We start from the raw sequence: 26,873 nt of genomic DNA, 5'->3' as shown, positions 1-26,873 counted from the left end.
GCTACAAACCTTCAAAGGCCATGTTGTTAAATCCTTCTGCGCAACACACCTTTGTTAGTCAATTGACAGAATCTCCGCACCGAACATCCATCTCAGCCAACCGAGGGGATTGATGTCAACGGAACGACAGACTCCGCTTTCATCACACCAAGCAGCTTGCGCCATGCCGAAGAACGTTTCATCGATGGTCGCAACCCTCAACCCGATAGGCCGCGTGACTCAAAGGGTGATTTTCTCGAGCACCATTCTCTTTCTAGCTCTTCCACTGACGGCCCAGTTCGGTCCACCGCGGGTCATCAGCCAATCACCATGGTGGGGGTTCAACTATGTCCATGAATTAGCGGACTTTGATGGCGATGGGGACTTGGATCTGCTCACCGGCGCGCAGCCCATCACCATATTCGAAAACACAGATAATGCTGGCACGTTCGCAACTGCGACAGTCATAGAATGCTGGATGCCACTTCTCGCAAGTGAATTATTCGTACTGGACGTGAATAATGACGGACTTCCGGATTTGATTCGCCGCAATCCCGACGGTGGACCTCCTATTTGGGAACGCAACATGGGGGGATTCCAGTTCGCGGCCGGAGTTGATATCCCTTCCTTGATTCTCTTCGATGTGAATGGCGACGGCGATCAGGATGCTGTTTCGAAATCAGGCAGTCAGTTGTTCATTAGCGAGAATGACGGCGCGGGCAACTATTCGGATCCGACTGCGATTGCGCAACTCATTGGAGGGAACAGTGACCTCTACCATCTTGATGTCGATGGCGATGGGCTTGACGACCTCGTTTTTCAACCACCCGGTCAATCTCAGCACGGGGTTTTCAGGAATCTAGGCAATGGCACCTTCGCCCAAACACAGACGAATGCCATCAGTCAAGGCAGCGACTTCCATGTCGCAGATGTGAACAGTGACGGGAGAATGGACCTGGTCCATAGCACCACAGGAGTGTCTCCGTATCAATGGGGCTATAGGCCAGGGCAACCGGACTGCACCATCGGGGCTTCACAATCCCTGTTGCTTTCAACGGGCACCGAGGCATTCCTCTCTTCGATAACCATGGCCGACGTGGATGGAGATGGTCAAAAGGACCTCCTCACCTCTCTACCCAACAATCTCCTGGTCGTGCGCATGCAAGGGAACTCAGCCATTGCACCTTCCACCTCGGCGCTCCCCAACCAACTCGGAATCATTAGTGGCCAGATGAGCGCGGGGGACATCGACGGTGATGGCCTCGACGAACTCGTTCTAGTCAACGAGGTCTTCGACATTCCGGGCGATGGCACATTGCTGCACATGCCCCCAGTGCATGCAGGCGTCAACACAGTACCTTATTTCCTGAGCATTTCAGACTTTGACCTGGATGGGCGTGACGACATCATGACCGGACCCTTCAACTTCTATCAGGTCGGCGTCTATAAGAACCTGGGGCCTGGTGAATTCGCGCCCGTGAAGTTCTCCGCTCGTTTAGGCAATGATTGGGCCTGCGACTACATCGACATGGATGATGATGGCGACCTGGACGTCGTTTCTATACGGAATGACAGCGTGTTCCTGAACACGAATTCGGGGTCACTCAATTTCCAAGAGCAATTCCTTGTCAGCGGCTCAGGCCTTCGCTCAGTGCGTTGCGCTGATGTGGACGCGGACGGGGACGTCGATATGATCGTTACCGGGGACACGCACCACATGCGCTTCCGCAATATCGGAGGCAACGAGTTCCAGTTCATGAGCAATATCTCAGCACTTAATTACAGCTTCGGGGAATGGCATTGTCTTGGATTCGCAGACATAGACCACGACGGCAATCCAGATTTGCTGGTCCATCAATCCGATATTGTGAAATGGGTCAAGAACAACGGGGCGATGAGCTTCGGGCCCAAAGCGAATCTTCCCAATAACTTCAACGCGGATTGGATCGAGCTCCGCGACATCAACGGCGATGGATCGCAGGACCTTCTCGGAGGGAGCGGTGGATCCGATGGAACAACCCAATGGATGCCGCACATCAGTGGCTCAAGCTACGGCGCCAGCTCTTCCATCGTGCCGAGTGGCATATGCAGTCAGTGCTGGTCCTTGCCGCTCGATTACGATCGGGACGGCGATGTTGATGTAGCGGTACTGCGAAGCGGAAATAATACAGGCTATCTCTGGCTGAATGACGGGCTTGGTGCATTCACTCCGGGCCCTTCCATCATTCAGGCCGGTTGGGATATCGAAGGCTCCGCGATTTTCGGATATCAACGCAAGTTCCGTGCTTTCGACTTCGATGACGATGGTGACGAGGACATCCTGTTATTCTCAGACGCGATCCAAGGTCGCGGAGCCCGGATGGCATGGGTCGAGAATTATGGTGCGGACCCCTTCACGCTGAGCGGCACCGTTTTCGGCGACATGAATGCGAACGGCGAATTCGATTCGGGCGATTTCGCGCTGCCTGGATCGAATATCACGGCTTCGCCCAATGGATATGTCGCACTTGGCAGTTCCGCAGGCACCTACACCCTGCACTCGAACAATGTGGACCAGACCGTATCGGCAACCCTGAACCTTCCGTTCTGGTCAACCTTGCCCGTTCCTCCGAGCTATACCGTTCAGCCTTCGCCAAGCGCACCGGATTGGACCGGCCTCGACTTCGGATTCGTGCCTTTGGTTGATACGAGTCTGATCCATGTTGACATCACGATCGCATCTGCACCTTGCTCCGCGCAGAACTCGTTGTGGGTGACGCTGCACAATCAAGGGACACGGATTGAGTCAGGCACCGTTACCGTGGCGCTCAACAACCTGTTCACCTACGTCTCATCCGCGCCTGCGGCATCCACCGTGAACGGAGCGACTTTCACCTGGAGCTTCAACGACCTGTTGCCGTTGTCGGTGCTTCCGATTCAAATCGTTATCACCATGCCACCTGCACAGAGCATCGGCACCGTTTGGACCCAAACGGCGACAGTGCTGACCAATGGCGCTGGGGGAGGATCGCCGAACAGCTTCATAGGCAGCCTCGATGGCACCGTTGCATGCTCCTACGACCCCAATGACAAGCTGGTTGAACCTGCAGGCTACGGCGTATTCGGCGCAATCCCGCTCAGCACGGAGGAATTGACCTACACTATCCGCTTCCAGAATACGGGCAACGCACCCGCTCAGGATGTCATGTTGCGCGATCAGCTCCACCCTCATCTCGATCTGACAAGCCTTCAGGTGCTCGCCTACTCGCATCTTCCAACGGAAATCCACGTTGAGTCGGCCGGAGAATTGGTCGTTCGTTTCGATGGCATACAGCTACCTGACACCTCGGCTGATTTCACAGGCAGCCAAGGCTTCATCAAGATGAGATTCCGGCTGATGCCCGGTCTTCCGCATTTGACGCAAGTATTGAACACGGCAGAGATCTACTTCGACCTGAACGAGGAGGTCGTGACCAATACCACGACATCGACCTTAGTGGATTGCTCCTTGTGGGAACCGGCCGTCAATCAGCTTTCCAATGGTCAATTGACCGCTACTGAAGGGGATGCGTATCAATGGTACTTGAACAATGAGCCCTTGTTCGGGGAAACGAGTCAGACGATCCAGCCGTTCGGACCCGGCGCATACGCTGTTGAAGTGACGAGCATCTTTGGTTGCCTGGCCATCACTGCGCCCATCGCTATCACGTCCGTTGGAAGCGCATTCATGCCAGCGGGCGGCCTGAAGCTATTCCCCGAATCCGGCGAGCACCACTGCCACCGCGATTCTGGAAGCACCTCCCGAGCCTGGTGCCAGTCTGGCCCTGATGGATATCCGCGGACGCGCTTTGATCACTGTCCCGATGCGTTCGCGCATGGTGAGCATACCCTGTGAGCAACTTGCGCCAGGCCTCTATGTTGTCCGCGTGTCCGGACCCCGAAGCACCTCCATCACTGGTTGCCTGATGATTCAGGACCGCTGAAGACGGACTGCCGTGTCACTTGAGTATTTGCTGCTTCCGTTCCTGCATCTGCTGGCCCTCGCCATCGGCATCGCTGCCGTGTATGCCCGTGGCCGGGCATTGCGTCGCACCACCACTGCGGCCGACCTGCCCGACGTTTTCCACGCCGACAACTGGTATGGGCTCGCCGCGCTGATCTGGATCGGCACCGGGCTGTGGCGCGCCTTCGGCGGTGCGGAGAAAGGCAGCGATTACTACCTGGAGAGCCACTGGTTCATCGGCAAGATGGGCCTCTTCCTGCTCGTGCTCGCACTGGAACTGCTCCCCATGATCACGCTGATCCGTTGGCGCGCGGCCTTCAAGCGGAACAGCGCGATCCCGCTGGAGAAGGCGCCGCTCCTCGCACGGCTCACCTTCGCACAATTGCCCTTGCTCCTGCTCATGGTGCTCATGGCAGCGGCCATGGCGCGGGGGATCTGAATGCCGCCTCTATCTTCCCGGCGCAACCCCCAACCGCATGCCCGCACTGCGAAAGCTCCTGCGCGGATTCATCCGCTTCCTTGTGCCTTGCTGCTGCTGCACGGCGGCGGCCCATGCCCAGCAGTACAAGCTGCGCGGCACGGTGAGCGACGGCACAACGGGTGAGACCCTCATCGGCGCCAACGTGGTGCTGAAGGGCACCACCATCGGCGCCGTGACCGACATCGATGGGCGGTTCGAGCTGCTGGTGAGCGAGCTGCCGCCGTATACCCTGGTGGTCAGCTACATCGGCTACACGCAATTCGAGCTGGTGGTGAAGAGCCTCGACAAGGAATTGAAGCTGAAGCTCAGCACCGATCAGGTGCTGCTGGGTGAGACCGAAGTGGTGGGCAGCCGGATCAGCGAGAAGCAGAAACAGGCGCCGCTCACGGTGGAGAGCATGGATGTGATCGCCATCCGCGAAGCGCCCAGCGGCGACTTCTACGAGAGCCTCGGCACCCTCAAGGGCGTGGACATGACCGCGGCGAGCATGGGCTTCAAGGTGCTCAACACGCGCGGCTTCAACAGCACCAGCCCCGTGCGCTCCCCTGCAGCTGATCGACGGCGTGGACAACCAGAGCCCCGGACTCAACTTCTCGCTCGGCAACTTCCTCGGCGCGAGCGACCTCGACGTGATGAAGGTGGATGTGATCGCCGGAGCCAGCACGGCCTACTATGGCCCAGGGGCCTTCAATGGCGTGGTGAGCATGACCACCAAGAGCCCGTGGAACTTCCCCGGCTTGAGCGTGAGCGCCAAGGGCGGCGAGCGCGGGCTGCTGGAGGGCGCGGTGCGCTGGGCGCAGGTTTTCAAGGACAAGGATGGCAAGCAGCGCTTCGCCTACAAGCTGAACGTGTTCGGCATGCGCGCCGAGGATTGGTACGCACAGGACTACAGCGCCACGAGCAACAGCCCGGCGCAGCCGGGCAATCCCGGCCGATTCGATGCCGTGAACATCTATGGCGATGAGAATGTGACGGTGAACAATGACTTCAGCAATAACGCCTTCGACCGCAGGACCTATCCCGGCCTTGGCCTCTTCCTGCGACCGGGTTACCGCGAGGAGGATCTGGTTGACTACGGGACCCACAACCTGAAGGCAGGTGCTGCGCTGCACTACAAGATCACCGACAGCGTGGAGGTGATCGCCGCCGCCAACTACAGCACGGGCAGCACGGTCTATCAAGGCGAGAACCGCTACCGCTTGGATGGCGTGCGATTCTGGCAGCAGCGGCTCGAGGTGCGCAAGGAAGGCAAGTGGTTCCTGCGCGGCTACTATACCGGCGAGGATGCCGGCAGGACGTATGACATCTTCACCACCGGTGTGCGCCTGCAGGAGGCCGCTGGCGAGACTCGCGAGTGGAACATCAAGTACTTCACCCTTTGGGAGACCTGGATCAAGCCGCGCATCAACAACGAACGCCCTGATTTCATCACGGTGCAGGAAGCGCCGGGTGCGGGCATCACATCGCAAGCTGCCTACGATTCCTACATCCAGCAATTCGTCGCTGACAACAGCGGGCTGTTCACGGGCTACCACAACGAGGTGGCCGATAGCATCGCTGTGATCGACAACAATGAATTGAATCCATCCTACGCCGCGGGCACGCAGCGCTTCAACGAGAAGCTGGATGAGATACGCGGCAAGCGCTTCACAGAGGGCGGATCGCTCTTCTACGACCGGAGCCAGCTCGCGCACGCCATGGGCGAGTACCGCTTCAAGCCGAAGTTCGGGGAGATCGCCGTGGGAGGCAGCTTCCGGCAATACATGCCCAACAGCGCGGGCACCATCTTCCGCGACACCGGCGATGTGGTGATCCGGAACAACGAATTCGGGCTCTATGCCGGCTTGGAGAAGAAGCTGATGAAGGACAAGCTGAAGGCCACCGCCACGCTGCGCATGGACAAGAACCAGAATTTCAATGCCCTGCTCTCCCCGGCCCTCTCCTTCGTCTACGTGCCTCGTCAGGACCGCACCTTCCGTGTGAGCTTCAGCAGCGCGGTGCGCAACCCGACGCTCGCAGATCAATACCTCTACTACAATGTGGGGCGCGCCATCCTGCTGGGGAATGTGGAAGGACAGTTCGAGGACGGCCGCGACAGCCTGATCACGGTGGAGAGCTTCAACGAATACCGCTCCTCGCCCACCCTGCTCGAAGGCCTCTCGAAGCTCGACTACTTCAACGTGGACCGCCTGCGGCCGGAACAGGTGCGCACCATCGAGGCTGGATACCGCGGCACGCACGCCGAGAAGTTCTACGTGGATGCGAGCGCTTACAGCAGCTGGTACACGGATTTCATCGGTTACCTCATCGGCCTCAGCGCTCGCTTCGACCAGACCAATGGATTCCCCGTAGGCGGCCTTCAGGCCTACCGCCTTGCTGCCAACGCCAGCACCACCGTGCGCACCCAAGGCCTCAACCTCGGCGTGAGCTACTTCCGCAAGCGAATGACCTACGGCGCGAATTACAGCTACAACGAACTCATCACCGGAGATGACGACCCGATCATCCCCGCCTTCAACACGCCGCGCAGCAAGTTCAACGTGAGCTTCACCGGGCACGACATGAAGGTGCCTTTCAGCGGCAAGCCCAACCTCGGCTTCGGCATCAATTGGAAGTACGTGGAGGGCTTTACCTTCACGGGCTCACCGCAATTCACCGGCCCCATCCCGAGCTACGACATGATCGACGCGCAGGTGAACGTGAAGTTCCCCGTGCAGCACCTGACGGTGAAGGTGGGAGGAAGCAACCTGTTCGGCTTCATCCCGATGTTCGAGGATTCTGAACCCAACCGGCCGCGTTGGGAACGGGTCTTTGACAATCAGGTGCGCATGGTGTACGGCGGTCCGTTCGTGGGGCGGCTGGCGTACGTGCAGGTGATCTATGAACTGGATCGGCGCTAGCGCAGCACCGCAAGTCTTTCCTCCAACGCCTTGATCTTCGCCTCGGCGTCGGCCTTCTTCTTGCGCTCGTTCTCCAGCACCTGCGGCGGCGCGCCATTCACGAAGCGCTCGTTGGTGAGCTTCTTCTCCACACCGGCCAGGAATCCGCGCAGGTGCGCGAGCTCGGCTTCGGCCTTCTTCGCTTCGGCCTCGGTGTCGATGTTGCCGCCAAGGTCCATGGCATACTCGGTTGTACCGACCAGGAAGGTGATGGAGCCTTCGCTGGCCTTCTCCACCTCAGCGATGGCCGATACGTTGGCCAGCTTGTTCACCAGAGCTGAAACGGAAGCGCGCATGGGCGCGGCACCCTTAGCCTGCACTTCCACCGCCTCCTTCGGGCTCATGCCTCGCTCGTTGCGGACGTTGCGCACGGCGGTCACCAGGTCGAAGGCGTGCTGAACCTCGGCATCGAGCTTCATATCGCCCTCACCACCCTTCGGCCACGCGGCGACGATGATGTCCTCGCCGTCCTTCCGCTCGCGGAGCATGTGCCAAACCTCCTCGGTGAGGAAGGGCATGAAAGGATGCAGGAGCCTCATCACCTCCTCGAAGATGGCCACGGTGGCGTCGTAGGTCCTGCGATCGATGGGCTGGGCCGCGCCATCCACGAATGCGGTCTTGATGCTCTCGAGGTACCAGCTGCACAGGTCGTCCCACACCAGCTTGTAGGTGGCCATGAGCGCCTCGCTGATGCGGAACTGCGCGAAGAGCTGATCGATCTCGGTGATGCTGCGCGCCACGCGGCTCTGCATCCACGCCACCACGGCCGCTGAGGGAGCCGGTTGCGGACGATCGTCGACGCTCCAGCCCTTCACCAGGCGGAAGGCGTTCCAGATCTTGTTGCTGAAGTTGCGGCCTTGCTCACAGAGCGAATCGTCGTAGGGCAGGTCGTTGCCGGCGGGGCTGGTGAGGAGCATGCCCACGCGCACACCGTCGGCCCCGAACTTCTCGATCAGTTCCAAGGGATCGGGGCTGTTGCCGAGGCTCTTGCTCATCTTCCTCCCCTGCTTGTCGCGCACGATGCCGGTGAGGTACACGTTCCTGAAGGGCACCTCCTGCCGGTATACCATGCCGGCCATGATCATGCGCGCCACCCAGAAGAAGAGGATCTCCGGCGCGGTGACGAGGTCGTTCGTCGGGTAGTAGTACTTGATGTCGGCGTTGTCCGGGTCCTTGAAGCCATCGAACACGCTGATGGGCCATAGCCAGCTGCTGAACCAGGTGTCCACGACATCCTCATCCTGCTTGATGCCGTTGGTGCTTTGCCCAGCGGCCTTGAACTGCGCGATCGCTTCGGCTTCAGTCCTGCACACGGCCGCATCGCCCGTCTCATTGTACCACGCCGGCACGCGCTGCCCCCACCACAACTGGCGGCTGATGCACCAATCGCGCACGTTCTCCATCCAATAGGCGTAGGTGTTGGCGAACTTCTGCGGATGCAGTTTCACGCGGCCATCCTTCACCGCTTCCAAGGCGGGCTTGGCCAGATCGCTCATCTTCACGAACCACTGCAACGAGAGGCGCGGCTCGATCACCGCATCGGTGCGCTCGCTGTAGCCCACCTTGTTCTTGATGTCCTCGATCTTGACGATGTGCCCTTTCTCGTCCAGTTCCTTCACGATCTTCTTGCGCACGGCGAAACGGTCCTCTCCGACGTACAGCTGAGCGGCCGGGCTGAGCGTGCCGTTCGGTTCCAGGATGTCGATGGTCTCGAGCTGGTGCTTCCTGCCCAGTTCGTGATCGTTCGCATCGTGCGCAGGCGTCACCTTCAAAGCTCCGGTGCCGAATTCACGCTCGACGTATTCATCGAAGATGATCGGGATGCTGCGCCCGATCAGCGGCACCAGAGCGCGCTTGCCCTTCAGGTGGGCGTAGCGCTCATCCTCGGGGTGGACGGCGATGGCGGTATCACCCAGGATCGTCTCGGGGCGCGTGGTGGCGATGGTGACCCATTCCTCCGCTGCGCCTTCAATCGCATAGCGCACATGGAAGAGCCGCGAGTTCTGCTCCTTCATGATCACCTCCTCATCGCTCACTGCCGTCAGCGCCACCGGGTCCCAGTTCACCATGCGAAGGCCGCGGTAGACAAGGCCTTTCTTGTGCAGGTCGATGAAGACATCGATCACCGCGTCGCTCAGGTCGGGCTCCATGGTGAAGCGCGTGCGGTCCCAATCGCAGCTGGCACCGAGCTTCTTCAGCTGCTCCAGGATCACGCCGCCGTACTTCTCCTTCCAAGCGAAAGCATGCTTCAGGAACTCATCACGTCCGATGGCGCTCTTCTTGATGCCCTGCTCGCCGAGCAACCGCACCACTTTGGCTTCGGTGGCGATGCTGGCGTGATCGGTGCCCGGCACCCAGCAGGCGTTCTTGCCCTGCATCCGCGCGCGGCGCACCAGCACATCCTGGATGGTATTGTTGAGCATGTGCCCCATGTGCAGCACGCCGGTGACATTGGGCGGCGGGATCACCACGGTGTAGGGCTCGCGCGCGTCGGGAACGCTGCGGAAGTAACCCTTGGCCATCCAGTGCGGGTACCATTCGGACTCGGCGTGCTGCGGATCGAAATGCTTCGGGATCTCCATCGCTTGGAATGAGCGGCGAAAGTAGCCCGCTGCCCAGCCCCGCAGGTGCCAAGGCGCTCAGGGTATCTTGCCGCGCACCACCGTCATGCGCCGCAGCCCGCTACGTGATGCCCTCGAAGCCATTGCCGCCAGCGATGGCAGCGATGTGCAGCCGCTCGCCCTGCTGGTGCAGGCGGTGCGGCCATCGCGCGGCGAGCGAAAACGGGGCGAGGCCCAGCGGTTCACCGCCCTGCTGCAGCTGATCGAGCACCACGACGACCTGCGCGAGGGCTTGTCGCGCTACGTGCACAGGTACTTCGGCGATAAGGCCATCGGGCGAACGCTCACCGACGCGGGCATGCCCAGCGGGTCGTTCTGGCATGAGCTGCGGCAGCGCCTTACCTATAAGGTCCTCCCCTACCAGCCCGCGCCCGAGACCTTGGACCATGCCCTGATCAATGCTTTCTTCCAGGAAGGCGATGCCGATTGGGTGAGCGCGCTGCCAGATGCCGATGTGGTCCGCTTGCTGGCCCTGCTCAGCGTGGATGGAATCGATGCACGCGACCACCATGGCCTGCTGATGCAGGAGCTGTTCTTCGCAGCCAAGGTGCTTGGGCTGCGCATCGCTGGACGCGCGTTCGATGGAGAGGTGCTCCGCATGGTTCCCGAGCATGCCAACTTCAACAGCCCCTTCGTGCGGCTCGAGGATGCGCTGGATCAATACCTCGACCTGTTGCGCCTGGGCGAGGCCAGCCGCCGGCCGGATGATGCCGCCCGCGCTCCGGTCATTGCCCTGGTGGCCGACTGCCACGCGGCCATCAACGATGCGTACCGCAACAGCGAGGTGCTGGGCATCACTTTCCGAGTGAACCAGCACCTGATCCTGATGGAGCGCATGCTGCGGCGCCTGCGCGGCGTGCTCGACGCCATCGCTCCGCCGTTGGAGATCGATGGACGCACGGCGCTGGCACGCACGCTGAAGGAAGTCGTGCGCATCAGCAGTGGCCGCACGCGCGTGGGGGCTTTCATCCAGGAGAGCACCCAGGTGGTGGCGAGGGAGATCACGCAGCACACGGGCCGCAAGGGCGAGCATTACATCACCACCAGCCGCAGCGAGTACCTCTCAATGCTGCGCAGCGCGCTGGGCGGCGGCGCGATCGTAGCCGTGGCGTGCATGCTGAAGGCCTGGTACGGCAGCATCGAGGGCAGCCTCTTCTTCCATGCTTTCCTGTACAGCATGAACTACGCGATGGCCTTCATCGCCATCTACCTCCTGCACCTCACCTTGGCCACCAAGCAGCCCGCCATGACCGCCGCCACCATCGCGAAGGCGCTCGACGATGGCCGCCGCGATGGCAGCATGCATTACGATTCACTCAGTGAATTGGTGGCACGCGCGTGGCGCAGCCAGTTCATCGCCTTCGTGGGCAACGTGGCCATGGCCTTCCCGGTGGCGGTGGCGCTCGCATATGGGTGGAGCACCCTCTTCGGCCCGGAGCTGCTATCGCATAAATCGGAGAAAATGCTTCACGAGCTCGACCCCTTGCGGTCGCTGGCCATTCCTCACGCCGCCATCGCCGGGGTCTTCCTCTTCATCAGCGGCCTCATCGCGGGCAGCATCACCAATGCGAGCATCCACCGCCATGTGCCGTTGCGCATACAGGAGCACCCGGCTCTGAAGCTGGTGATGAGCGAGCGCTGGCGGAAGCGGATCGCCCAGGCCTACGAACAGCACGCTGGCGGCGTGATCAGCAATTTCTGGTTCGGTGTCTTCATGGGATCGGTGGGCGCAGTGGGCGCCTTCCTCGGCCTTTCGCTCGATATCCGCCACATCACCTTCGCCGCTGGGAACCTCGGATTGGCCCTGGTGGGCATGGATTGGACCGCGACGCTTAACATGGTGATCGCCTCGGTGCTGGGCATCGGCCTCATCGGCCTATTCAACTTCATGGTCAGTTTCGCACTATCGATCATCCTGGCTATGCGCTCGCGCGGCATCGCCTTCCAGGACCTGCTGCCCATGCTCGCGGCCGTTCGACAGCGTTTTGCCCGGGAGCCCAGATCGTTCTTCCTCCCTCCGCCGGATCGACCTGCTTCCTCTACCGAACCGGAAGCGTAAGGAAACGCGATCCAGCGCGACCATCTTCGCAAATCACCCTGCACATGCGCATCCAGTTCCTGTTGGCCGCGTCGTTCATCGCCTTCGGCTGCTTTGCCCAAGTGAGCACCGATCCGCAGCCGCGCAACGTGCTCTTGGAAGAATTCACCGCCATCAACTGCGGCAACTGTCCTGCTGGGCACGTAACGGCCTCGGCCATTCTGAATGCCAATCCAGGCCGTGTGGTGCTGGTGAATGTGCACGCCGGTTCACTGGCGAACCCATCCGCATCGCAACCCGACTTCCGCACGCCCTGGGGCAACCAGCTGCACAGCGCCTATGGTGTCGCCTTCACGCCGCAAGGACTGGTGAGCCGCACGGCTTACAATGGCACTGCCCTGCTCTCCTCAGGGAACTGGAACGCGGCAGCGAATACCCTGCTCATGCAGACCTCCATCGTGAATCTGGGCATCGCCACCGATTTCGATCCCGCAACGCGCTTGTTGCAAATCTCCGTGGAGCACTATTACACCTCAACCAGCCCCGGTCCGGCCGATCGAATACATGTGCTGCTCACCGAAGATCATTTGACCGCTTACCAGGCGAACTACGGCGCAGGCGGCCCGCAACCCAGCTACGACCACCGGCATGCCTTGCGTGTGGGGCTTACTCCATTTACCGGTGATGCGCTCGGAACAGGCGCAGCCGGCGAGCAAGGTGTGAATACCTATTCGCATGTCCTGCCCATCGGGTGGGACGTGAACAACATGCGCGTGGTAGCCTTCATCAGCGAAGCTGCTGGAATCCTTCCGGGCATGGTGCATCAGGCGGCGGAGGCTCCGGCCATCGACGCTACGGCAGGAATAGCTGAAATGCCGCACCCAGCTGCATTGAACGCATTCCCGAATCCAGCGAACGGCGCTTTCGTGCTGCAAGCGCTTCATGGTTCAATCGGCGCGCTCACCGTTCGTGATGCGTCAGGCCGCGTGCTGGAACGGTTCAAGCCCATGGCTCCGGCCAATGCCCTGCTGCTTGATGCCTCGACATGGCCGGATGGGATCCATGTCATTGCCACGGACGATGGCCGTGCAACGCGACTGGTGGTCCAGCATTGATCAGCCGTTGATCCGCTTGAGCACGGACCGCTGGAGCGCTTCCGCATCCGGCGGCTGGCCGATGTCCCGGCGCTGCTGCATCCACCGATCGATCATCGCGCTCTGACGCTGGTAGGAACGGCAAGCCGTGCAGATGCGCAGGTGAAGCCAAAGGCGAAGGCGCTCGGAGAGGCCCAACGGCTTGAGCACGCGACGCTCGATGAGCATGGTGGCCTTCCGGCAGGAGACGCTCTGTGGCTGGCTCATTCGCGGGTCGGTTTGAGTCGTTGCTCGATGCAGGCGCGCAGCTTGAGCTTGGCGCGGTGCACCTGCTGCCAATAGTTCGCTTCGCTGAGGCCTAGCGCTTCCTGGATGCGCGCTCCCTCCATGTCTTGCAGGTACTTCATCTCCACGGCTGCTCGCAAGTGCTCGGGCAACGCATCCAGGCAATGTCGGAGCGCGCGATCGAGCTTCTCGGACTGGTCGTCTTGATGGAAGAGCGCGATGTCTTTCGGCGCATGACCACTGTTCCAATGCCCTTCCTGATCGAAGAACTGTTCAACAGGGTCGTCGGAACCGGACTCGCGGCCTGACAAGCGTTCGGCCTCGCGGTAACTCTTGCGGTAGTGGTCTAGCAGCTTATGCTTGAGGATGGCGAAGAGCCAAGTGCGCGGCGAGCTCTCGCCTTGGTACCGATCAAGGGACTCCCATGCGCTCACCAAGGCCACTTGCACCAGATCCTCCGCATCATCGGGGTCCTTCACCCGGTTCCGGGCGAAACGGAACAGGTCGGCGGTGTGCGCCTTCACCCATTCCTCGAAGGTCCTTCTCCGAGCAGTCTCGTCGATCGCCGTTGGCACGGCGCCAAGGTAGCGGAGCTATTGCACGATGAAGCGCTGCGAAAGCGTATTGCCTTGAGAGGTGAATCGCGCCAGATAGGCGCCGGGCGCCAAGCTGGAGAGGACGCTGCCGCCGCCCTGGGAAAGGCGCTGCTCACGCACGATGCGGCCCGAGCCATCGAGGATCACGAGCTGTCCGCTTGCGGTTGCGCGAATGCTGACCGGCCCTGCTGCAGGATTGGGGAAAACGGTGAGCGATCCCTCCGTCTGCCCTAATTCGCCGGAGCCCACAGCGAACAGGAGCGCGTTGAACGCATTGATCCGCCCATGGCCGTGGTAGATGTCGAAACCGGGCGTGTCCTCCAACGGATCACCCACCTGGTCCTCAGCGGTGGCCTCGATGATGGCGCGGATCTGCGCGGGCGTGCGTGTTGATTGCTGGGCCTTCAGCAGAGCGGCTAAGGCGCTCACATGCGGCGTGGCTTGGGAAGTGCCCGACCAATAGGTGGTGAACGAGACGTTACTCGCGTGACTGAGCCCGTAGATGTAGTCGCCTGGAGCGCACACGCTGATGTGGCTGCCGTAGTTGCTGCCGCTGGAAGCGCTCCAATAGAATGGCACGGCGCGACGGTCATTCGGCTTGGTGGCGCCCACGGCCAGCACGCCGTTCAGCGCAGCAGGAATGAAAGGCGTGCTGCTGTTGGTGTTCATCATGCAGGCCACAACGAGTACATCATTCGAGAGAGCGTAGTCCACGGCCGCTTGCATTTCCGGTGACGGATCCGTTCCGCCCATGCTCATGCTGATTACGTCGGCCCCATTGTCGATGGCGTAATACATGCCCGCGACCCACCAGCTGTAAAAGCCTTGGTTCGAGCTGTTCAGCGCCTTGATCACCATGGCCTTGCAATTGAGGTCAACGCCCGTGAAGCCGACCCCATTGTCGCCGACGGCCGCCACGATGCTGGTGACGTTGGTGCCGTGGCCCTGGTCGTCAGTCGGGTCGTTGTCGTTGTTGGCGAAGTCCCAGCCCTGCGCGTCATCAATGAAACCGTTGCTGTCATCATCGATCCCGTTCCCCGCGATCTCGTCGACGTTCTGCCAGATGCGATCGCCCCAGTCCGGGTGCTGCAAGCGCACACCGCTGTCGATGATGGCCACGGTCACCTCTTCGCTGCCCTGCTCGATCTCCCATGCGGCTTGCATGTCGATGTCGGCGCCTGCTACGGCCGGCGAGAGCGCGAAGGAGCCATCGTTATGCAGTCCCCATTGCTTGGCGTAATGCGGGTCGTTCGGCGTGAAGTCCCGATCGCCGCCGCCATGGCCCATGTGGTCACGCTCGGCGCGCAGGACGCCCGGGAGCAGGCGGTACGCCGCCAGCGCTTGGTCGACCTCTATGCCTTCAGGCAGCTCAACGACGAAGAGGGCGGGCATACCAGGCTTCGTCGGCGTGAGCCGATCGGCGCGCAATGCACCGAGCATCGCGCTCAGGCGATCCACCGGCTCCGCTCCGATGACGGCCCTGGCCGCGATGGGAACGGCCTTCAGCTGCGCGTTGGATGCGAGACGGATCATGATGCGATTGTTCATGCTCGCTTGGAGCGAGACGGCCAGGACGAGGAACGTGAACGAGGCGAATAGTCTCATGGCGATGGGTTCTGCATTGCGAAATTAAAGGAGTTAGCATGCCTCCGCGGCAATAACGGGATCCGGGATGATCATCCGCGCTCCTTGAGTTGCTCCTTTAAGGTCGGTCCCGCATGCCCAGGTTTACGCGGAACCAGGCTCATGGCATATTCCGCCAGCGCCGTGATGGTAAGGCTCGGGTTCACGCCCAGGTTAGCCGGGATGATGGAGCCATCGAGGATCCGCAGATCGGGATAGCCGAAGGCCTCGAAGCGCTCATTCACCACGCCCTCCTCGGCACTCGTGCCCATAGGGCAACCGCCGAGGATGTGCGCCGTGCTGCTCATGTCGAGAAGAACTTCGGGCAATGCGTTCATGGCCGTGCCACCGCTCTTTGCCGCGCAGCGATTCATCACCTCCTGTCCCACGCCGATGAAAGCGGGAACGCGCTTGCCCCCATCGTGCGCAACGCTGAGCCTGCCGCCGAACAGTCCGCGCTTCCATCGCACGCGCACGGCATTGTCCAAGCTCTGCATCACCAACAGGATGATGCTGTGCCTGCCGAAATCGCGGCGCAGCGCATTGAACGCCTTGCGGGGTCGGGTGATCGTGCTCCAGATGCTCTTCGCCACGCGCATGATCGGTGGCCCATCGCCTGCGGCCATCACAGCCAGCAGGCCCATGGCACCGGAGCCGTCGCCGTACTTCACCAGCTCGATGTGCGTGTGCGCATCGGGCTCGAACACGCGGCTGATGGCCACGCCGTGGTTCATCTTCTCCGGGATGCCGCGGATCCCGCAGAGCGACTCGCTGTTGGTGCGCACAGTGGCACCGAGCTGATCAGACAGCTTGGGCAGAGCGCGCAGCTCGTGTTTCTGCCGCAGGAGCAGCTTCAGCGTGCCCATGACGCCCGCGCTCACCACAAGCCCTCTTGACCGGGAAACGCGCTCCTTTCGCCCGAATAGCGCCGTGGTGCTGCGCACATGCACATGGTAGGATCCGTCCTTATGCTCGATGCGCGTGACCTCCGACTCCGCCATGATGCGAGCGCCGAACCTTTCCGCGAACCAGAGGTAGTTCTTGTCGAGCGTGTTCTTGGCGTTGAAGCGGCAGCCCACCATGCAGTTGGCGCAAGCCGTGCATCCGGTGCGCTCTGGTCCAAGGCCATTGAAGTAAGGGTCGGTCGGCGCCTTCGCATCGCCGAGGTAAACGCCCACATGATCCACGGGCTTGTACGTATCGGCCTTGCCCATGTCGCGCGCGACCTCTGCCAGCAAGCGGTCCTCAGGACCTTCCTGCTCGTAACGCGTGCTGCCCAGCATGAAGCGGGCGGTGGCGTAATGAGGCGCCAGCCGCGCTTTCCAATCGCCGAAGCGCGACCACGCCGGATGCGAGAAGAAGGCATCGCCTGGCATCATGTGGGTGTTGGCGTAAATGAGGCTTCCGCCGCCCACGCCCGCGCCGCTGAGCACCATGATCCGATTGAGCAGCTCGATCTGCTGCGGACCGAAGCAGCGCAGCATCGGGGCCCACAGGAACTTGCGCACGCTCCAATTGGTGCGCGGGAAATCCTTCGCTTCCCAGCGCTTGCCCTTCTCCAGTACGAGCACGCTGTACCCCTTCTCGGCCAGCCGCATCGCGCTGACGCTGCCGCCGAATCCGGAGCCGATGACGATGTGGTCGAGGACGTCGTCGGCGGGCATGCACCAAAGCTATCTGTGGGCGGGAAAGCCGCGCGCTCTAGAACTGGAAGTAGATGAAGGGCACCATCTCCGCCGTCACGGTCTGGTAGATGAGAACCACCGCACCTGAGCACGCGAGCACCATGGCCCAAAGGGGCAATGCTGCGAAACCCTCGCGGTAGCGCTGCTTGAGGGCCTCTGGCAGCCAATGCACCACGAGGCCGATGAGCATCAGCAGGAACACGCTCTTGAATGCGACGAGCACATCGAGCATGTGCCCTGTACCGAAATCACCGGTGAGCTGATGCAGGAATGCGTTCGCGGTCTCCATATCAGGGCTTCGGAACCAGATGCGGGTGAATGAGATGAAACCGAAGGTGAGCGCCACCTTCCAGGCGTGGGCGAGCCAGTGCGGGCTCTTCTCCCACGGGCTGATCCGCTTCCATTGCCTGTACACCAGAAGGCCCAGGCCATTGAGCCCGCCCCATATCACGAACATCCAACTTGCACCGTGCCACAAACCGCCGATGAGCATGGTGATCATGAGGTTGCTGTTGGTGGTGATCGCGTTCTGCAATCCGGGCCAGAAGCGCGAAAGCACGACGAGCAGCGCCACCACGCTGAGGTAGACCGCTGGCAGCCACCACCAGCCGGTGAGCAGCACGAGCGCCGCGCCGACCACGCTGAGCATGATCCAAGAGAAGAGCGATCCACCGCGATTGCCGCCCATGGGGATATAGAGGTAGTCGCGCAGCCAGGTGCTGAGGCTCATGTGCCAGCGCTTCCAGAACTCAGCCACGTTGCGCGCCTTGTACGGGCTGTTGAAATTCATGGTGAGCCGGAAGCCCATGAGCAGGGCCACGCCGATGGCGATATCGGTATAGCCGCTGAAGTCCGCGTACACCTGCAACGAATAGCCAACGATCGCCATCAGGTTCTCGAACCCGGTGAAGCGCAGCGGATCGGCGAAGACGCGGTCGATGAAGTTCACGGCGATGTAGTCGCCCACCACCATCTTCTTCACGAGGCCATTGAGGATCCAGAAGATGGCGAGCCCGAATTCAGCGCGTGCCAGCGCGTAGGGCCTGGCGATCTGCGGGATGAACTCGCTCGCGCGCACGATGGGGCCCGCCACCAGTTGCGGGAAGAAGCTCACGTAGAAGCCGAAGTCGAGCAGGTTCCGGACCGGCTTCAGGTCGCCCCGGTACACATCGATCGCGTAGCTCATGCACTGGAAGGTGTAGAAGCTGATGCCAACGGGCAGCAGCACCTTGTTCTCCACGAAGTGCGCATCCCACGCGAGGTTCGCCCAGCGCGAGAAGAAGTTCACCGGCTGCATCGCGGTGCCCGCGATGGCATTGATGTTCTCCACCACGAAGTGAGCGTACTTGAAGAAGAGCAGCACGCTCAGGTTCAGGGTGATGCTGAGCGCGAGCAGCAAGCGCTTGCGGCGCCGATCGTCCGTGGAGCCGCTGGCCCGGCCGATCAGGAAATCCGTGACGATGCTGAATAGCAACAGGCCAACGAAGAGCCCGCTGGTCTTGTAGTAGAAGAAGAGGCTGACCGCGAAGAGCCAGCCGCTGCGCACCAGCGGACGCTTGTGCACCAGCGAATACCCGGCGAGCGCCACGGCGAAGAAGCCCCAGAAGTAGAACCGCGTGAAGATCACCGGCGACTGCGTATCGTATGCCAGGACCGAGGTCCAGTCGAAGGCGAGCGTGGTCATGCTTGCGCGCAGCGATGCTTGATTGCGATCCGGCAGTCCACAGCTGAGCTTTCTGGGTTCATCGGGCCGTGCGCTGGATGTGCTCTCCGTACTTCCCGATCATCGCTCCGAACAGAAGGTCGCCCAGCAGTTCGTAACCCGCGCGGTTCAGGTGAACGCGGTCGGCTTTGGCCATTCCCGCCTTCTCCCAGCGCCGAATGCTCGCCTCTCCGCCCATCACGCCCCAGGTGTCCCAGACACCCACGCCTTCACTCGCGCTGAGACGCAGCATGGCATCGCGCACCGCGCCCGCGTTCTTGTTCACGAAGCGCCTCTTCATGTAGCTGTCCGTATTGGTGGTGAGCAGGATCGCGGCATCCGGCTCCGCGACGCGGATGCGGCGGATAAGCTCCCGGTAGTTGGCCTCATAGCGCGCCGCGCTGAAGTCCGGGTCATGCGCGTCGTTGATGCCGATGGAGAGGATGACGAGGTCAGGCTCCAGCAGCGCGAGCTCCTCGCTGAAGCGCTGGCAGCGCAGCCAACTCGCGGTGCTCGCGCCATTCACGCCGAGGGCGTGCAGCACCACGCCGGGATCATCCCCATCGAGCACGATGCCGCGCAGCGTGAATTGCCGCTGGGAGGTGTCCGTGCGCTCGATCCGAAGGCGCAGCGTATCCATGTAGCGGTCGTAGCTGAACTCGGTGAAGCCGCCGGCCTCATCCACGCGGCGATCGATGCGCACGGTGCTGTCCCGATCCCACGCGGTCACGGCGTAGCTGCTGTCCATGCGATGCAGCACCCGCACGCGCCGGAAAGGATAACCCGCATGGATGTCCGTCCGGAAGCTCACCTTCAGCTCAGCGAGCGTGTCGCGGGTGGTGGCGCTGATCCCCGCGATGCCGAGGATGCTGCTATCTGCACGCGTCACGTTGCGAACAGCCGACCACTGGCCGGTGTACTCGGGCCGGTACCACCACGGCGTGTTGCTCTTCGCCATGGCATAGGGGAACACGAAGCCGCGCCCAGCGCGCAAGCCGGGCGACAGTGACTGCAGGCGGTGCCGCAACTGCATGCTCCATTGATCGGCCTGCACGTGAGAACCGCCGATGTGCGCGATGCTCATTCTCCCTTCACCCTCGAATACCAGCTTGTCCAATCCGGCGTGATAGCGCGTCCACGCCGCGCTATCGCCCTTGAAGATGATCCGGTTGGAGGCGGTGTTCACGAAGGGAAGCTCCTTCACGCGCACCGGATTGCCTTGCGCGAGGACGGACGGTGCCAGCAAGGTCGCGAGCAGCGTGATCCGGCAACGGTTATTGCTGAGCAGCATGATGGTCGGCGTAGGCATTGATCAATGCGGTGTAGAAGAGCTCGCCCACTTTGCGCGCGCCCAAAGGGCTGAAGTGCGTATAGTCCTCGGCAGCGAGCGGCGGATCGGCCTGCACCCAGCTGACCATGCTGTTGCGCCCGCCCATGGCGTCGTACATGTCCCAGAACACCGCGCCTTGCGCGAGCGTGTTGGCCTTCATCGCGTCGCGAACGTCCTCAAGGTACGGCCGCGTCACGTAGTCCTCACCCTCTTTGATGCTCATGTCGCTGGGGCCGATGACGATCACCGGCACCCCGGGCGCGAGCTTGCGGAAGCGGCCGATCTGAGCGCCGAAGAAGCGGCCGTACTGCTCTGCTTCCTCCTTGCTCTTCAGGTTGGGCAGCACGTTGCCGCCGTATTGCAGGATCAACAAGGAAGGTCCGAGCTGCGCGTACATGGAGGCCAATAGGCTTTGGTCCTGCCGCTTGAATTCGTAGCCCGCTGCGCCGCGTGCTGCGATGTTGTCCACGGAAACGCCATCGCGGCCATCGAGGGCGATGCCGAAGATGTCGGGGCTGTCTGCGCCACGGAAGCGAAGCGTCAACTCCTTCGGCGATGATCCGAGTCGCCATTCGCGCAGCAGCAGCTCGTTCGCCGGTCCGATGGTCTCACTCGCGAGCTCCGCACCGTCAGCTTCCACCGTGACGGTCACCGGCGCACGGTGCCAACCGAACCAGAGCTTGCACCGGCTCCACGCCTGCGCCTTCGCGTAGCACCTGCGCTCCGGCTTCAAGGTCACGAAGGCCTCATGCACGATGGTGTCCAGCGCGAAGGTATCGTGGAGGATCGGCGAGAATCGGGAGAACGCGGAAAGCGCTCCGAAACGATCATGGCTCTGCTCCTTGGGCTTCTTGCCCATCACGCTGTACCGCTTCCAATCACCGCCGAGCACGCGCTCCACGCTGAAGTGCGGAACGATGTCCGCCACGGCGATGAGGCCCGGGCCGTTGCCACCGAATTGCGCTTGCAGCTTGTTCCGCACGTAGGCAGTGATGCGGTCACCCTCGATCTGCGAATCGCCATAGTGCAGGATGCGGATCGGCTTCGGCTGCGACGCCGCCGACTCCAGATCGGCGAAGAAGGGTTGCAGCACGGCTGAGCCTTGCGCTGGGAAATGCAGTTTGATGCGCTCTTCCAATGGCGCAAGGGCGCTCGGGTCGAAGGCCGGCACCTTGGACGCGGAATCGACCGGGGCTTCCACGGCGCTCGTGTCCAACGGCGCTTCCGTTGAATCCGTGGCTACTGCGAGGATATCACTGATGTCCACGCGCGCCTGCTCCACCGGAAAGAGCACGTCATGCGTCCGCGGCAAGCGAAGCGTGAGCCCAAGAATGGCAAGGCCATCGCGCGGGATCAACTGGCCGAGGAGCGCGAGCACCGCAAGCACCACGACAAGGAAAACGAGCACGCGTGCAGGGCTCATGGCTTGGTGGGGACTTTGATGCGCTGCCCCGGCCGGATGCCAGGGCCGATGCCATTCACGCGCATGAGGCTGTCAGCATCGACGCCGGGGTAGCGCTTGGCGATGCCGTAGAGCGAATCGCCCTTGCGCACCGTGTACCATGTGAAGCGCTCGCCCGCCGAACGCGAAGGCGGATGCTCGGCGTCCACCGGCACCTCCGCCGTCGCACCATCGGGCTTCGGCGATGCATCGTTCACAGGGCCATCCGCATCGTCGCTCCTCTCCTGCTGCTTCTCGAAGCGCGCGCGCTGCGCGGGCGTCACCCAGATCACGAGTTCCTCGCCCACATCGATATGATCGCCGCGCATGCGGTTCCAGGTCCTGATCTGCGACACCTTAACGTTGAAGCGCTGCGCGATGCGGCCGAGGAAATCACCGCTGCGCACCCGGTAGTAGATGGCCTCACGGCCGCTCGGTCCTTGTGCGATGGCATCCGCGCCGGGCTCGCTGGCGGTGCGTGCGCGCTCGACCAGTGCTTGCTGCACATGCGCGATGGAATCGGACAACGCCGAGTATCGGACGCCTTCGCCCTTGGGCACCAGCAGCGCATGGTAGGCGGGCGCCTCGGCACCGCAGAGCGTGGGGTTCAGGGCGCGCAAGCGATGCAACGGCAGGCCCAAGGTCATCGCCAGCGCATCGAAGCGCACGGCTTGCGGGGATCGCAATGTGTCCGCCGGCTCCATCGGGGTCACTGTCATGGGCGCAATGCCGAGCTGTTCCTGGTGCGATGCGAGGTAGCACATCGCCATCCAAAAGGGCAGCGCATCGCGCACGCCAGCGGTCACGTGCGGATAGAGCTCGTGCAGTTCCGCGGTCGCATGCGTGCGTCCGATCGCGCGCTGCAAATTCGCCGGTCCGCAGGTGAAGGCCATGATCGTTCGGCTCCAATCGCCATGCTGCGCGAAGAGGTCCTTCAGGTAGCGCACTGCCGCCATCGTGCTCAAGCGAGGGTCGAGGCGCTCGTCCACTTCTCCGTTCACGCGCAGGCCGTAGCGCAGCGCAACAGGATAGGTGAGCATCCAGAGACCAGCGCCGCCCTCAGGACCTTCGGCCAGCGTATTCATGCATGAGAGCGCAAGCGGCAGGCGCTTCAGCTCCTTCGGCAAGCCTTGCTGCACCAATTCGCCCTCGATGAGCGCATCGTAGGCGTGCACCAGGCCGAGGGCAGCCCGAAGGTCGTCACGGCGCGCTTCGCCGAGCACATCCACATAGCGCGCCACCAGGCTGTCGGCGAATACGGGAAGTCCGGGCTGCGCGGTGCGCAGCTTGGCGAACAGGCCGCGCGTGTCCATGGCGCGCACCACGCCGGGCGCGTGCTGGCGACGGTCGGCTTCCTGCGCCGATCGCACTGGCCATGTGGCCACAAGGCTATCGAGCCGCCACAGTGGCTGCGCTGGTGCGCAAGCAGTGGTGAGCACGGAGATGATCGCGAAGGCGCGCATGTGGGCGCGTAAAGCAAGAACCGCGCGCAGGGTGGAACGCGTGGTGCAGCGCGGGCATTTTGCACGGTAGGGTGTTGAGGGGGGCGCAACGGCAATTAGGACCCCATCACCCCGCACAGATGCCACAGCAAGCGCGCGCCCACGTTGGCATCCCACTCATCCTTGCCGGGGCTCACTTCCACGAGATCGAAGCCGATGATGGTGCGCTTGGCGGCGAGGCGAGAGAGCAGGTAGGTTGCTTCTTCGAAGGCGAGTCCGCCCGGCACCGGCGTCCCCGTATTGGGGCATAGCGTGGGGTCGAGGCCATCGATGTCGAAGCTGATGTGCACCTTCTCCGGCAATGCGTTGATGATGGCCTCGCATTGATCCTTCCAAGTGGCACCGGCGTATTGCATGGCGCGCATATCTGCGCTGCGCACCACGCGCACGCGGTCCTTCTGCTTCAGGAAGACCTCGTTCTCCTGCTGGCAGAAGTCGCGGATGCCCACGCTCACGATGCGCTCCAGCTGCGGCAGCGCCAGCGCGTTGTGCATGATGCTGGCGTGGCTGTACAGGAAGCCTTCGTAGGCGATGCGCAGGTCGAGGTGCGCGTCGATGTGCAGGATGCCGAACTTCTTGTGGCGCTTGGCCTGTGCGCGGAAGAGGCCGAGCGGCGTGCTGTGATCGCCGCCCACGAGGCCGACCAGTTTCCCTTTCTTCAACCAGTGGGCGCAGCGCTCCTCCACCCAATCGTTCATCACCGCGCACTCCTCGTTGATGAGCACCATGGACTCGGCGGCCTTCGCGAGCTTCTTCGGGCTCGTTTCGCCGGTCTGCGCATCGATCACGAGCGCGGCGAGCTTCTTCAGGGCGGCGCTCTGCTGCTTCAAGGCCTTGGGCACCTCATCCATGGCGATGCCTCGTTTCCATAGCCCAGGGAATTCCGGATGGAAGAGATCAACTTGCAGGCTGGCCTCCCGGATGGCCTGGGGGCCCCGCGAGCATCCGCCCCCGTAGCTGGTGGTCACTTCCCACGGCACCGGCACGAGCACGATGTCGGCCTCTTCGCAGGTGAAGGGCAGGCCGTAGATCTGCGCGCTGGGGTCAGCTGGGCTGTTGGGGTCGAAGGACTTGGTCTTGGCGGTCTTGCTCATGGCCGCCAAGGTAGGATCACGGCGTTACCTCAATCGGTCCGCGCCGCGCACCAGTTCCTCATCCTTCCGGATGGCCCGCTCAGCCAGGATGCCGAGCGCGATCACCGCCACCGGCAGGAAGAATGAGGCTCCGTAACGCCCTTGAGATGAACTGCAGCACGCCCGTGAGCAGCGCTACCATCCAGCCGCCGCGCACCAGCCTTGCCTGACGCATTCGGTTCCTGTAAAGGAAGACCGCGGCCAGCAGCACCAATGCTACCGCGGAATGCAGAACGGCATACGGTATCGGCAAGCCGATGTCCAGGATCTCGGTGCCATCAGAGGTCCTCATTCCCGATGCAAAGAACCGCGCCTCCGTTCCGCCCTTTGACCATGAGCGTACAGGAAAGAACCAAGTGGCACCGCTGGATAGAGCGGCTGCGAAGAGGAAAGCGGACTGGATGCGCTGGATCATGTGCGGAACCGGTGGGCAAAGATGCTCCCGGCCGGGCTTGCGCATATCGGGGATCCGCTTACGTTTGCGCCGTACTGCATCAACGGGCTCCGTTCGGAGCCTGTGACCCGACTGAAATCTTACCGGATCGAATAAGGCCCTGAAGGGCTTTCCGCATGGCGCAGTGGCGCCCCTCCATTCACACTACCGCACGCAAATGCACGACCAAGAGGCGCTCAGCGCCATGAAGCTCGCTGAGCTGAAGGACATCGCGAAGAAGCTGGGCCTGAAGAAGACCGACACCCTGAAGAAGCAGGACCTGGTGACCAAGATCCTGGAGGCCCAGGCCTCCAAGAAGGGCGAAGGCGAAAAGGCCATCGGCCCGGCCTTCCGCGGCGACGATAAAGACCTCACCGACCTGGCCACTTCGGATGAACCCAGCGTCGTCGAGGATCCCGAACCGGAGCCCACGACCATGGGCGATGACCGGGACGACGATGAGGATGACGGGGATGACGATGAGGAGGAGGACGACGACGAGGACGAGACCAGCGAAACGGCGGAGAAGGCTGCCACCGGCGCACCGCCACCACCTTCAGAAGCGCCTTCCGGTCAGGATCCGAACCGTGAGACCCGGCAGGACCGTTGGCGAGATCGTCGCGAGCGTCAACGGCAGGAGCGTCAACAAGGAGGCGAACAACGTCAGGCGCAGGAGCAGCGCCCGCAGCAGGCCCACCGTCCGGAACAGGGCGATCGCCCTCGCGAGGACCGCCGCGAGGATCGCCGCGAACCTCGACAGGACCGTCCGCAAGGCAATGGCGGAGAGCAGCGGGGCGACCAGCGCGTCGATCAGCAGCGCCAGGACCGCCCGTTCCAGCCGCCGCGCGAGCAGATCACCTTCGACGCCTTCGTGGAATGCGAAGGCGTGCTGGAGGTGATGCCCGAAGGCTACGGCTTCCTGCGCAGCAGCGACTACAACTACCTCGCATCGCCGGACGATGTGTACGTGACGCAGCAGATCATCAAGCAATACGGCCTCAAGCTGGGCGATACCGTGAGCGGCTTCGTGCGCCCGCCGCGCGAGGGCGACAAATTCTTCCCGTTGGTGAAGATCGACCGGATCAACGGCCGTGACCCCGAATGGGTCCGCGACCGTGTCCCCTTCAAGTTCCTCACCCCCCTATTCCCCGACGAGAAATTCACCCTCGCGGCCAAGGACGCCAACATCAGCATGCGCGTGCTCGACCTCTTCGCGCCCATCGGCAAGGGACAGCGCGGCTTGATCGTGGCTCAGCCCAAGACCGGCAAGACCGTGCTGCTGAAGGACGTGGCCAACGCCATCGCCGCGAATCATCCGGAAGCCTACCTGATCGTGCTGCTCATCGATGAGCGCCCGGAGGAAGTGACCGACATGGCCCGGAGCGTGAAGGCAGAAGTGATCGCGAGCACCTTCGACGAGCCGGCCTCTCGGCACGTGCAGGTCGCCGGCATCGTGCTGGAGAAAGCGAAGGCGCTCACCGAGTGCGGCCACGACGTGGTGATCCTGCTCGACTCGATCACCCGCCTGGCACGTGCCTACAATACCGTGCAGCCCGCCAGCGGCAAGATCCTCAGCGGTGGTGTCGACGCCAATGCGCTCCAGAAGCCCAAGCGCTTCTTCGGCGCTGCTCGGAAGATCGAGAACGGCGGCTCGCTCACGATCCTGGCCACCGCTCTGGTGGATACCGGCAGCAAGATGGACGAGGTCATATTCGAGGAGTTCAAGGGCACCGGCAACATGGAGCTGCAGCTCGACCGCAAGATCTCCAACCGCCGCATATTCCCTGCCATCGACATCATGAGCTCCGGCACCCGCCGCGACGACCTGCTTCACGGCAAGGAAGTGATGCAGCGTACCTGGATCCTGCGCAAGCACCTGGCCGACATGAACAGCGTGGAAGCCATGGAATTCGTGAAGAAGCACATGGAAGGGACAAGGAGCAACGAAGAGTTCCTGGTCTCGATGAATGGGTGATGGCGCAGCGCCGACCCTCTGGGTCGACCAAGGA

Annotated in this window: 18 protein-coding genes; 6 read left to right on the top strand and 12 right to left on the bottom strand. The window is 62.2% G+C overall.

Features of this window, described 5'->3' with window-relative positions; translation table 11 throughout:
- Positions 1 to 163 precede the first annotated feature (163 nt).
- From IPK70_13565 to IPK70_13555, 3 genes are all read left to right on the top strand, one after another.
- Positions 164 to 3,853 (top strand): VCBS repeat-containing protein, encoded by a 3,690-nt coding sequence (locus IPK70_13565; GenBank protein MBK8228187.1) that lies wholly within the window; start codon positions 164 to 166, stop codon positions 3,851 to 3,853.
- Between the two features lie 115 nt (positions 3,854 to 3,968).
- Complete coding sequence (locus IPK70_13560) at positions 3,969 to 4,400, top strand: DUF2214 family protein (GenBank protein ID MBK8228186.1); 432 nt, start codon at positions 3,969 to 3,971, stop codon at positions 4,398 to 4,400.
- Between the two features lie 746 nt (positions 4,401 to 5,146).
- On the top strand, positions 5,147 to 7,342 hold the full coding sequence (locus IPK70_13555) for a TonB-dependent receptor (GenBank protein ID MBK8228185.1): 2,196 nt from the start codon (positions 5,147 to 5,149) through the stop codon (positions 7,340 to 7,342).
- Here IPK70_13555 and IPK70_13550 read toward each other — a convergent pair.
- Complete coding sequence (locus tag IPK70_13550; protein MBK8228184.1) at positions 7,339 to 9,963, bottom strand: valine--tRNA ligase; 2,625 nt, start codon at positions 9,961 to 9,963, stop codon at positions 7,339 to 7,341. The two genes, IPK70_13555 and IPK70_13550, sit on opposite strands and share 4 nt — an antisense overlap.
- A gap of 85 nt (positions 9,964 to 10,048) precedes the next feature.
- Between IPK70_13550 and IPK70_13545 the strand changes: the two genes are divergently transcribed.
- Both IPK70_13545 and IPK70_13540 read left to right on the top strand, forming a co-directional pair.
- Positions 10,049 to 12,061 (top strand): recombinase, encoded by a 2,013-nt coding sequence (locus IPK70_13545; GenBank protein MBK8228183.1) that lies wholly within the window; start codon positions 10,049 to 10,051, stop codon positions 12,059 to 12,061.
- Positions 12,062 to 12,105: 44 nt separating this feature from the next.
- Positions 12,106 to 13,155 (top strand): Omp28-related outer membrane protein, encoded by a 1,050-nt coding sequence (locus IPK70_13540; GenBank protein ID MBK8228182.1) that lies wholly within the window; start codon positions 12,106 to 12,108, stop codon positions 13,153 to 13,155.
- Here IPK70_13540 and IPK70_13535 read toward each other — a convergent pair whose 3' ends face one another.
- The 11 genes from IPK70_13535 to IPK70_13485 all read right to left on the bottom strand — a co-directional run bounded on the left by IPK70_13535 (position 13,156) and on the right by IPK70_13485 (position 24,846).
- Complete coding sequence (locus IPK70_13535) at positions 13,156 to 13,401, bottom strand: hypothetical protein (protein ID MBK8228181.1); 246 nt, start codon at positions 13,399 to 13,401, stop codon at positions 13,156 to 13,158. It lies immediately after the preceding gene.
- A complete protein-coding gene (locus IPK70_13530) occupies positions 13,398 to 13,994 on the bottom strand; it encodes a sigma-70 family RNA polymerase sigma factor (protein ID MBK8228180.1) in 597 nt (198 codons plus the stop codon). The genes IPK70_13535 and IPK70_13530 overlap by 4 nt, the downstream gene beginning before the upstream one ends.
- Positions 13,995 to 14,012: 18 nt before the next feature.
- Positions 14,013 to 15,620, bottom strand: a complete 1,608-nt coding sequence (locus IPK70_13525) for a S8 family serine peptidase (protein ID MBK8228179.1) — start codon at positions 15,618 to 15,620, stop codon at positions 14,013 to 14,015.
- 71 nt (positions 15,621 to 15,691) lie between these two features.
- Positions 15,692 to 17,302, bottom strand: coding sequence for a GMC family oxidoreductase (locus tag IPK70_13520; protein MBK8228178.1), 1,611 nt, complete (start codon positions 17,300 to 17,302; stop codon positions 15,692 to 15,694).
- A gap of 37 nt (positions 17,303 to 17,339) precedes the next feature.
- Positions 17,340 to 19,007, bottom strand: a complete 1,668-nt coding sequence (locus IPK70_13515) for an MBOAT family protein (protein ID MBK8228177.1) — start codon at positions 19,005 to 19,007, stop codon at positions 17,340 to 17,342.
- A gap of 58 nt (positions 19,008 to 19,065) precedes the next feature.
- Entirely contained in the window at positions 19,066 to 20,334 is a 1,269-nt protein-coding gene (locus tag IPK70_13510) for a hypothetical protein (protein ID MBK8228176.1), read from the bottom strand.
- Positions 20,300 to 21,778 (bottom strand): hypothetical protein, encoded by a 1,479-nt coding sequence (locus IPK70_13505; GenBank protein MBK8228175.1) that lies wholly within the window; start codon positions 21,776 to 21,778, stop codon positions 20,300 to 20,302. The genes IPK70_13510 and IPK70_13505 overlap by 35 nt, the downstream gene beginning before the upstream one ends.
- Positions 21,775 to 23,259, bottom strand: a complete 1,485-nt coding sequence (locus IPK70_13500) for a LysM peptidoglycan-binding domain-containing protein (GenBank protein ID MBK8228174.1) — start codon at positions 23,257 to 23,259, stop codon at positions 21,775 to 21,777. The genes IPK70_13505 and IPK70_13500 overlap by 4 nt, the downstream gene beginning before the upstream one ends.
- A gap of 95 nt (positions 23,260 to 23,354) precedes the next feature.
- Positions 23,355 to 24,392, bottom strand: a complete 1,038-nt coding sequence (locus IPK70_13495) for an agmatinase family protein (protein MBK8228173.1) — start codon at positions 24,390 to 24,392, stop codon at positions 23,355 to 23,357.
- A 24-nt stretch (positions 24,393 to 24,416) separates the two neighbouring features.
- Positions 24,417 to 24,509 carry a DUF4293 family protein gene (locus tag IPK70_13490; GenBank protein MBK8228172.1) on the bottom strand — a complete coding sequence of 31 codons (93 nt, stop codon included), beginning with the start codon at positions 24,507 to 24,509 and terminating at the stop codon, positions 24,417 to 24,419.
- Positions 24,472 to 24,846: a DUF4293 family protein gene (locus IPK70_13485; GenBank protein MBK8228171.1), complete on the bottom strand. Its 375-nt coding sequence runs from the start codon at positions 24,844 to 24,846 to the stop codon at positions 24,472 to 24,474. Before IPK70_13485 ends, IPK70_13490 begins: the two co-directional genes overlap by 38 nt.
- A gap of 196 nt (positions 24,847 to 25,042) precedes the next feature.
- Between IPK70_13485 and rho the strand changes: the two genes are divergently transcribed.
- The gene (gene rho / locus IPK70_13480; protein MBK8228170.1) at positions 25,043 to 26,839 is read left to right on the top strand and encodes a transcription termination factor Rho; all 1,797 of its coding nucleotides are present in this window, start codon (positions 25,043 to 25,045) and stop codon (positions 26,837 to 26,839) included.
- Positions 26,840 to 26,873 lie beyond the last annotated feature (34 nt).

The sequence above is a fragment of the Flavobacteriales bacterium genome (assembly GCA_016712535.1).
Lineage (GTDB): Bacteria > Bacteroidota > Bacteroidia > Flavobacteriales_F > PHOS-HE28 > PHOS-HE28.
The sequence above is the reverse complement of the archived record's forward strand: the minus strand, read 5'-3'. Positions and strand labels throughout refer to the sequence as shown.

Excerpts from the sequence above, each read along its gene's own strand:
- rho (MBK8228170.1), top strand. The coding sequence starts at position 25,043 with ATGCACGACCAAGAGGCGCTCAGCGCCATGAAGCTCGCTGAGCTGAAG.
- IPK70_13515 (MBK8228177.1), bottom strand. The coding sequence starts at position 19,007 with ATGACCACGCTCGCCTTCGACTGGACCTCGGTCCTGGCATACGATACG.
- IPK70_13510 (MBK8228176.1), bottom strand. The coding sequence starts at position 20,334 with ATGCCTACGCCGACCATCATGCTGCTCAGCAATAACCGTTGCCGGATC.
- IPK70_13535 (MBK8228181.1), bottom strand. The coding sequence starts at position 13,401 with ATGAGCCAGCCACAGAGCGTCTCCTGCCGGAAGGCCACCATGCTCATC.
- IPK70_13540 (MBK8228182.1), top strand. The coding sequence starts at position 12,106 with ATGCGCATCCAGTTCCTGTTGGCCGCGTCGTTCATCGCCTTCGGCTGC.
- IPK70_13545 (MBK8228183.1), top strand. The coding sequence starts at position 10,049 with ATGCGCCGCAGCCCGCTACGTGATGCCCTCGAAGCCATTGCCGCCAGC.
- IPK70_13495 (MBK8228173.1), bottom strand. The coding sequence starts at position 24,392 with ATGAGCAAGACCGCCAAGACCAAGTCCTTCGACCCCAACAGCCCAGCT.
- IPK70_13520 (MBK8228178.1), bottom strand. The coding sequence starts at position 17,302 with ATGCCCGCCGACGACGTCCTCGACCACATCGTCATCGGCTCCGGATTC.
- IPK70_13565 (MBK8228187.1), top strand. The coding sequence starts at position 164 with ATGCCGAAGAACGTTTCATCGATGGTCGCAACCCTCAACCCGATAGGC.
- IPK70_13485 (MBK8228171.1), bottom strand. The coding sequence starts at position 24,846 with ATGATCCAGCGCATCCAGTCCGCTTTCCTCTTCGCAGCCGCTCTATCC.
- IPK70_13550 (MBK8228184.1), bottom strand. The coding sequence starts at position 9,963 with ATGGAGATCCCGAAGCATTTCGATCCGCAGCACGCCGAGTCCGAATGG.
- IPK70_13505 (MBK8228175.1), bottom strand. The coding sequence starts at position 21,778 with ATGAGCCCTGCACGCGTGCTCGTTTTCCTTGTCGTGGTGCTTGCGGTG.
- IPK70_13500 (MBK8228174.1), bottom strand. The coding sequence starts at position 23,259 with ATGCGCGCCTTCGCGATCATCTCCGTGCTCACCACTGCTTGCGCACCA.
- IPK70_13525 (MBK8228179.1), bottom strand. The coding sequence starts at position 15,620 with ATGAGACTATTCGCCTCGTTCACGTTCCTCGTCCTGGCCGTCTCGCTC.
- IPK70_13555 (MBK8228185.1), top strand. The coding sequence starts at position 5,147 with ATGACCACCAAGAGCCCGTGGAACTTCCCCGGCTTGAGCGTGAGCGCC.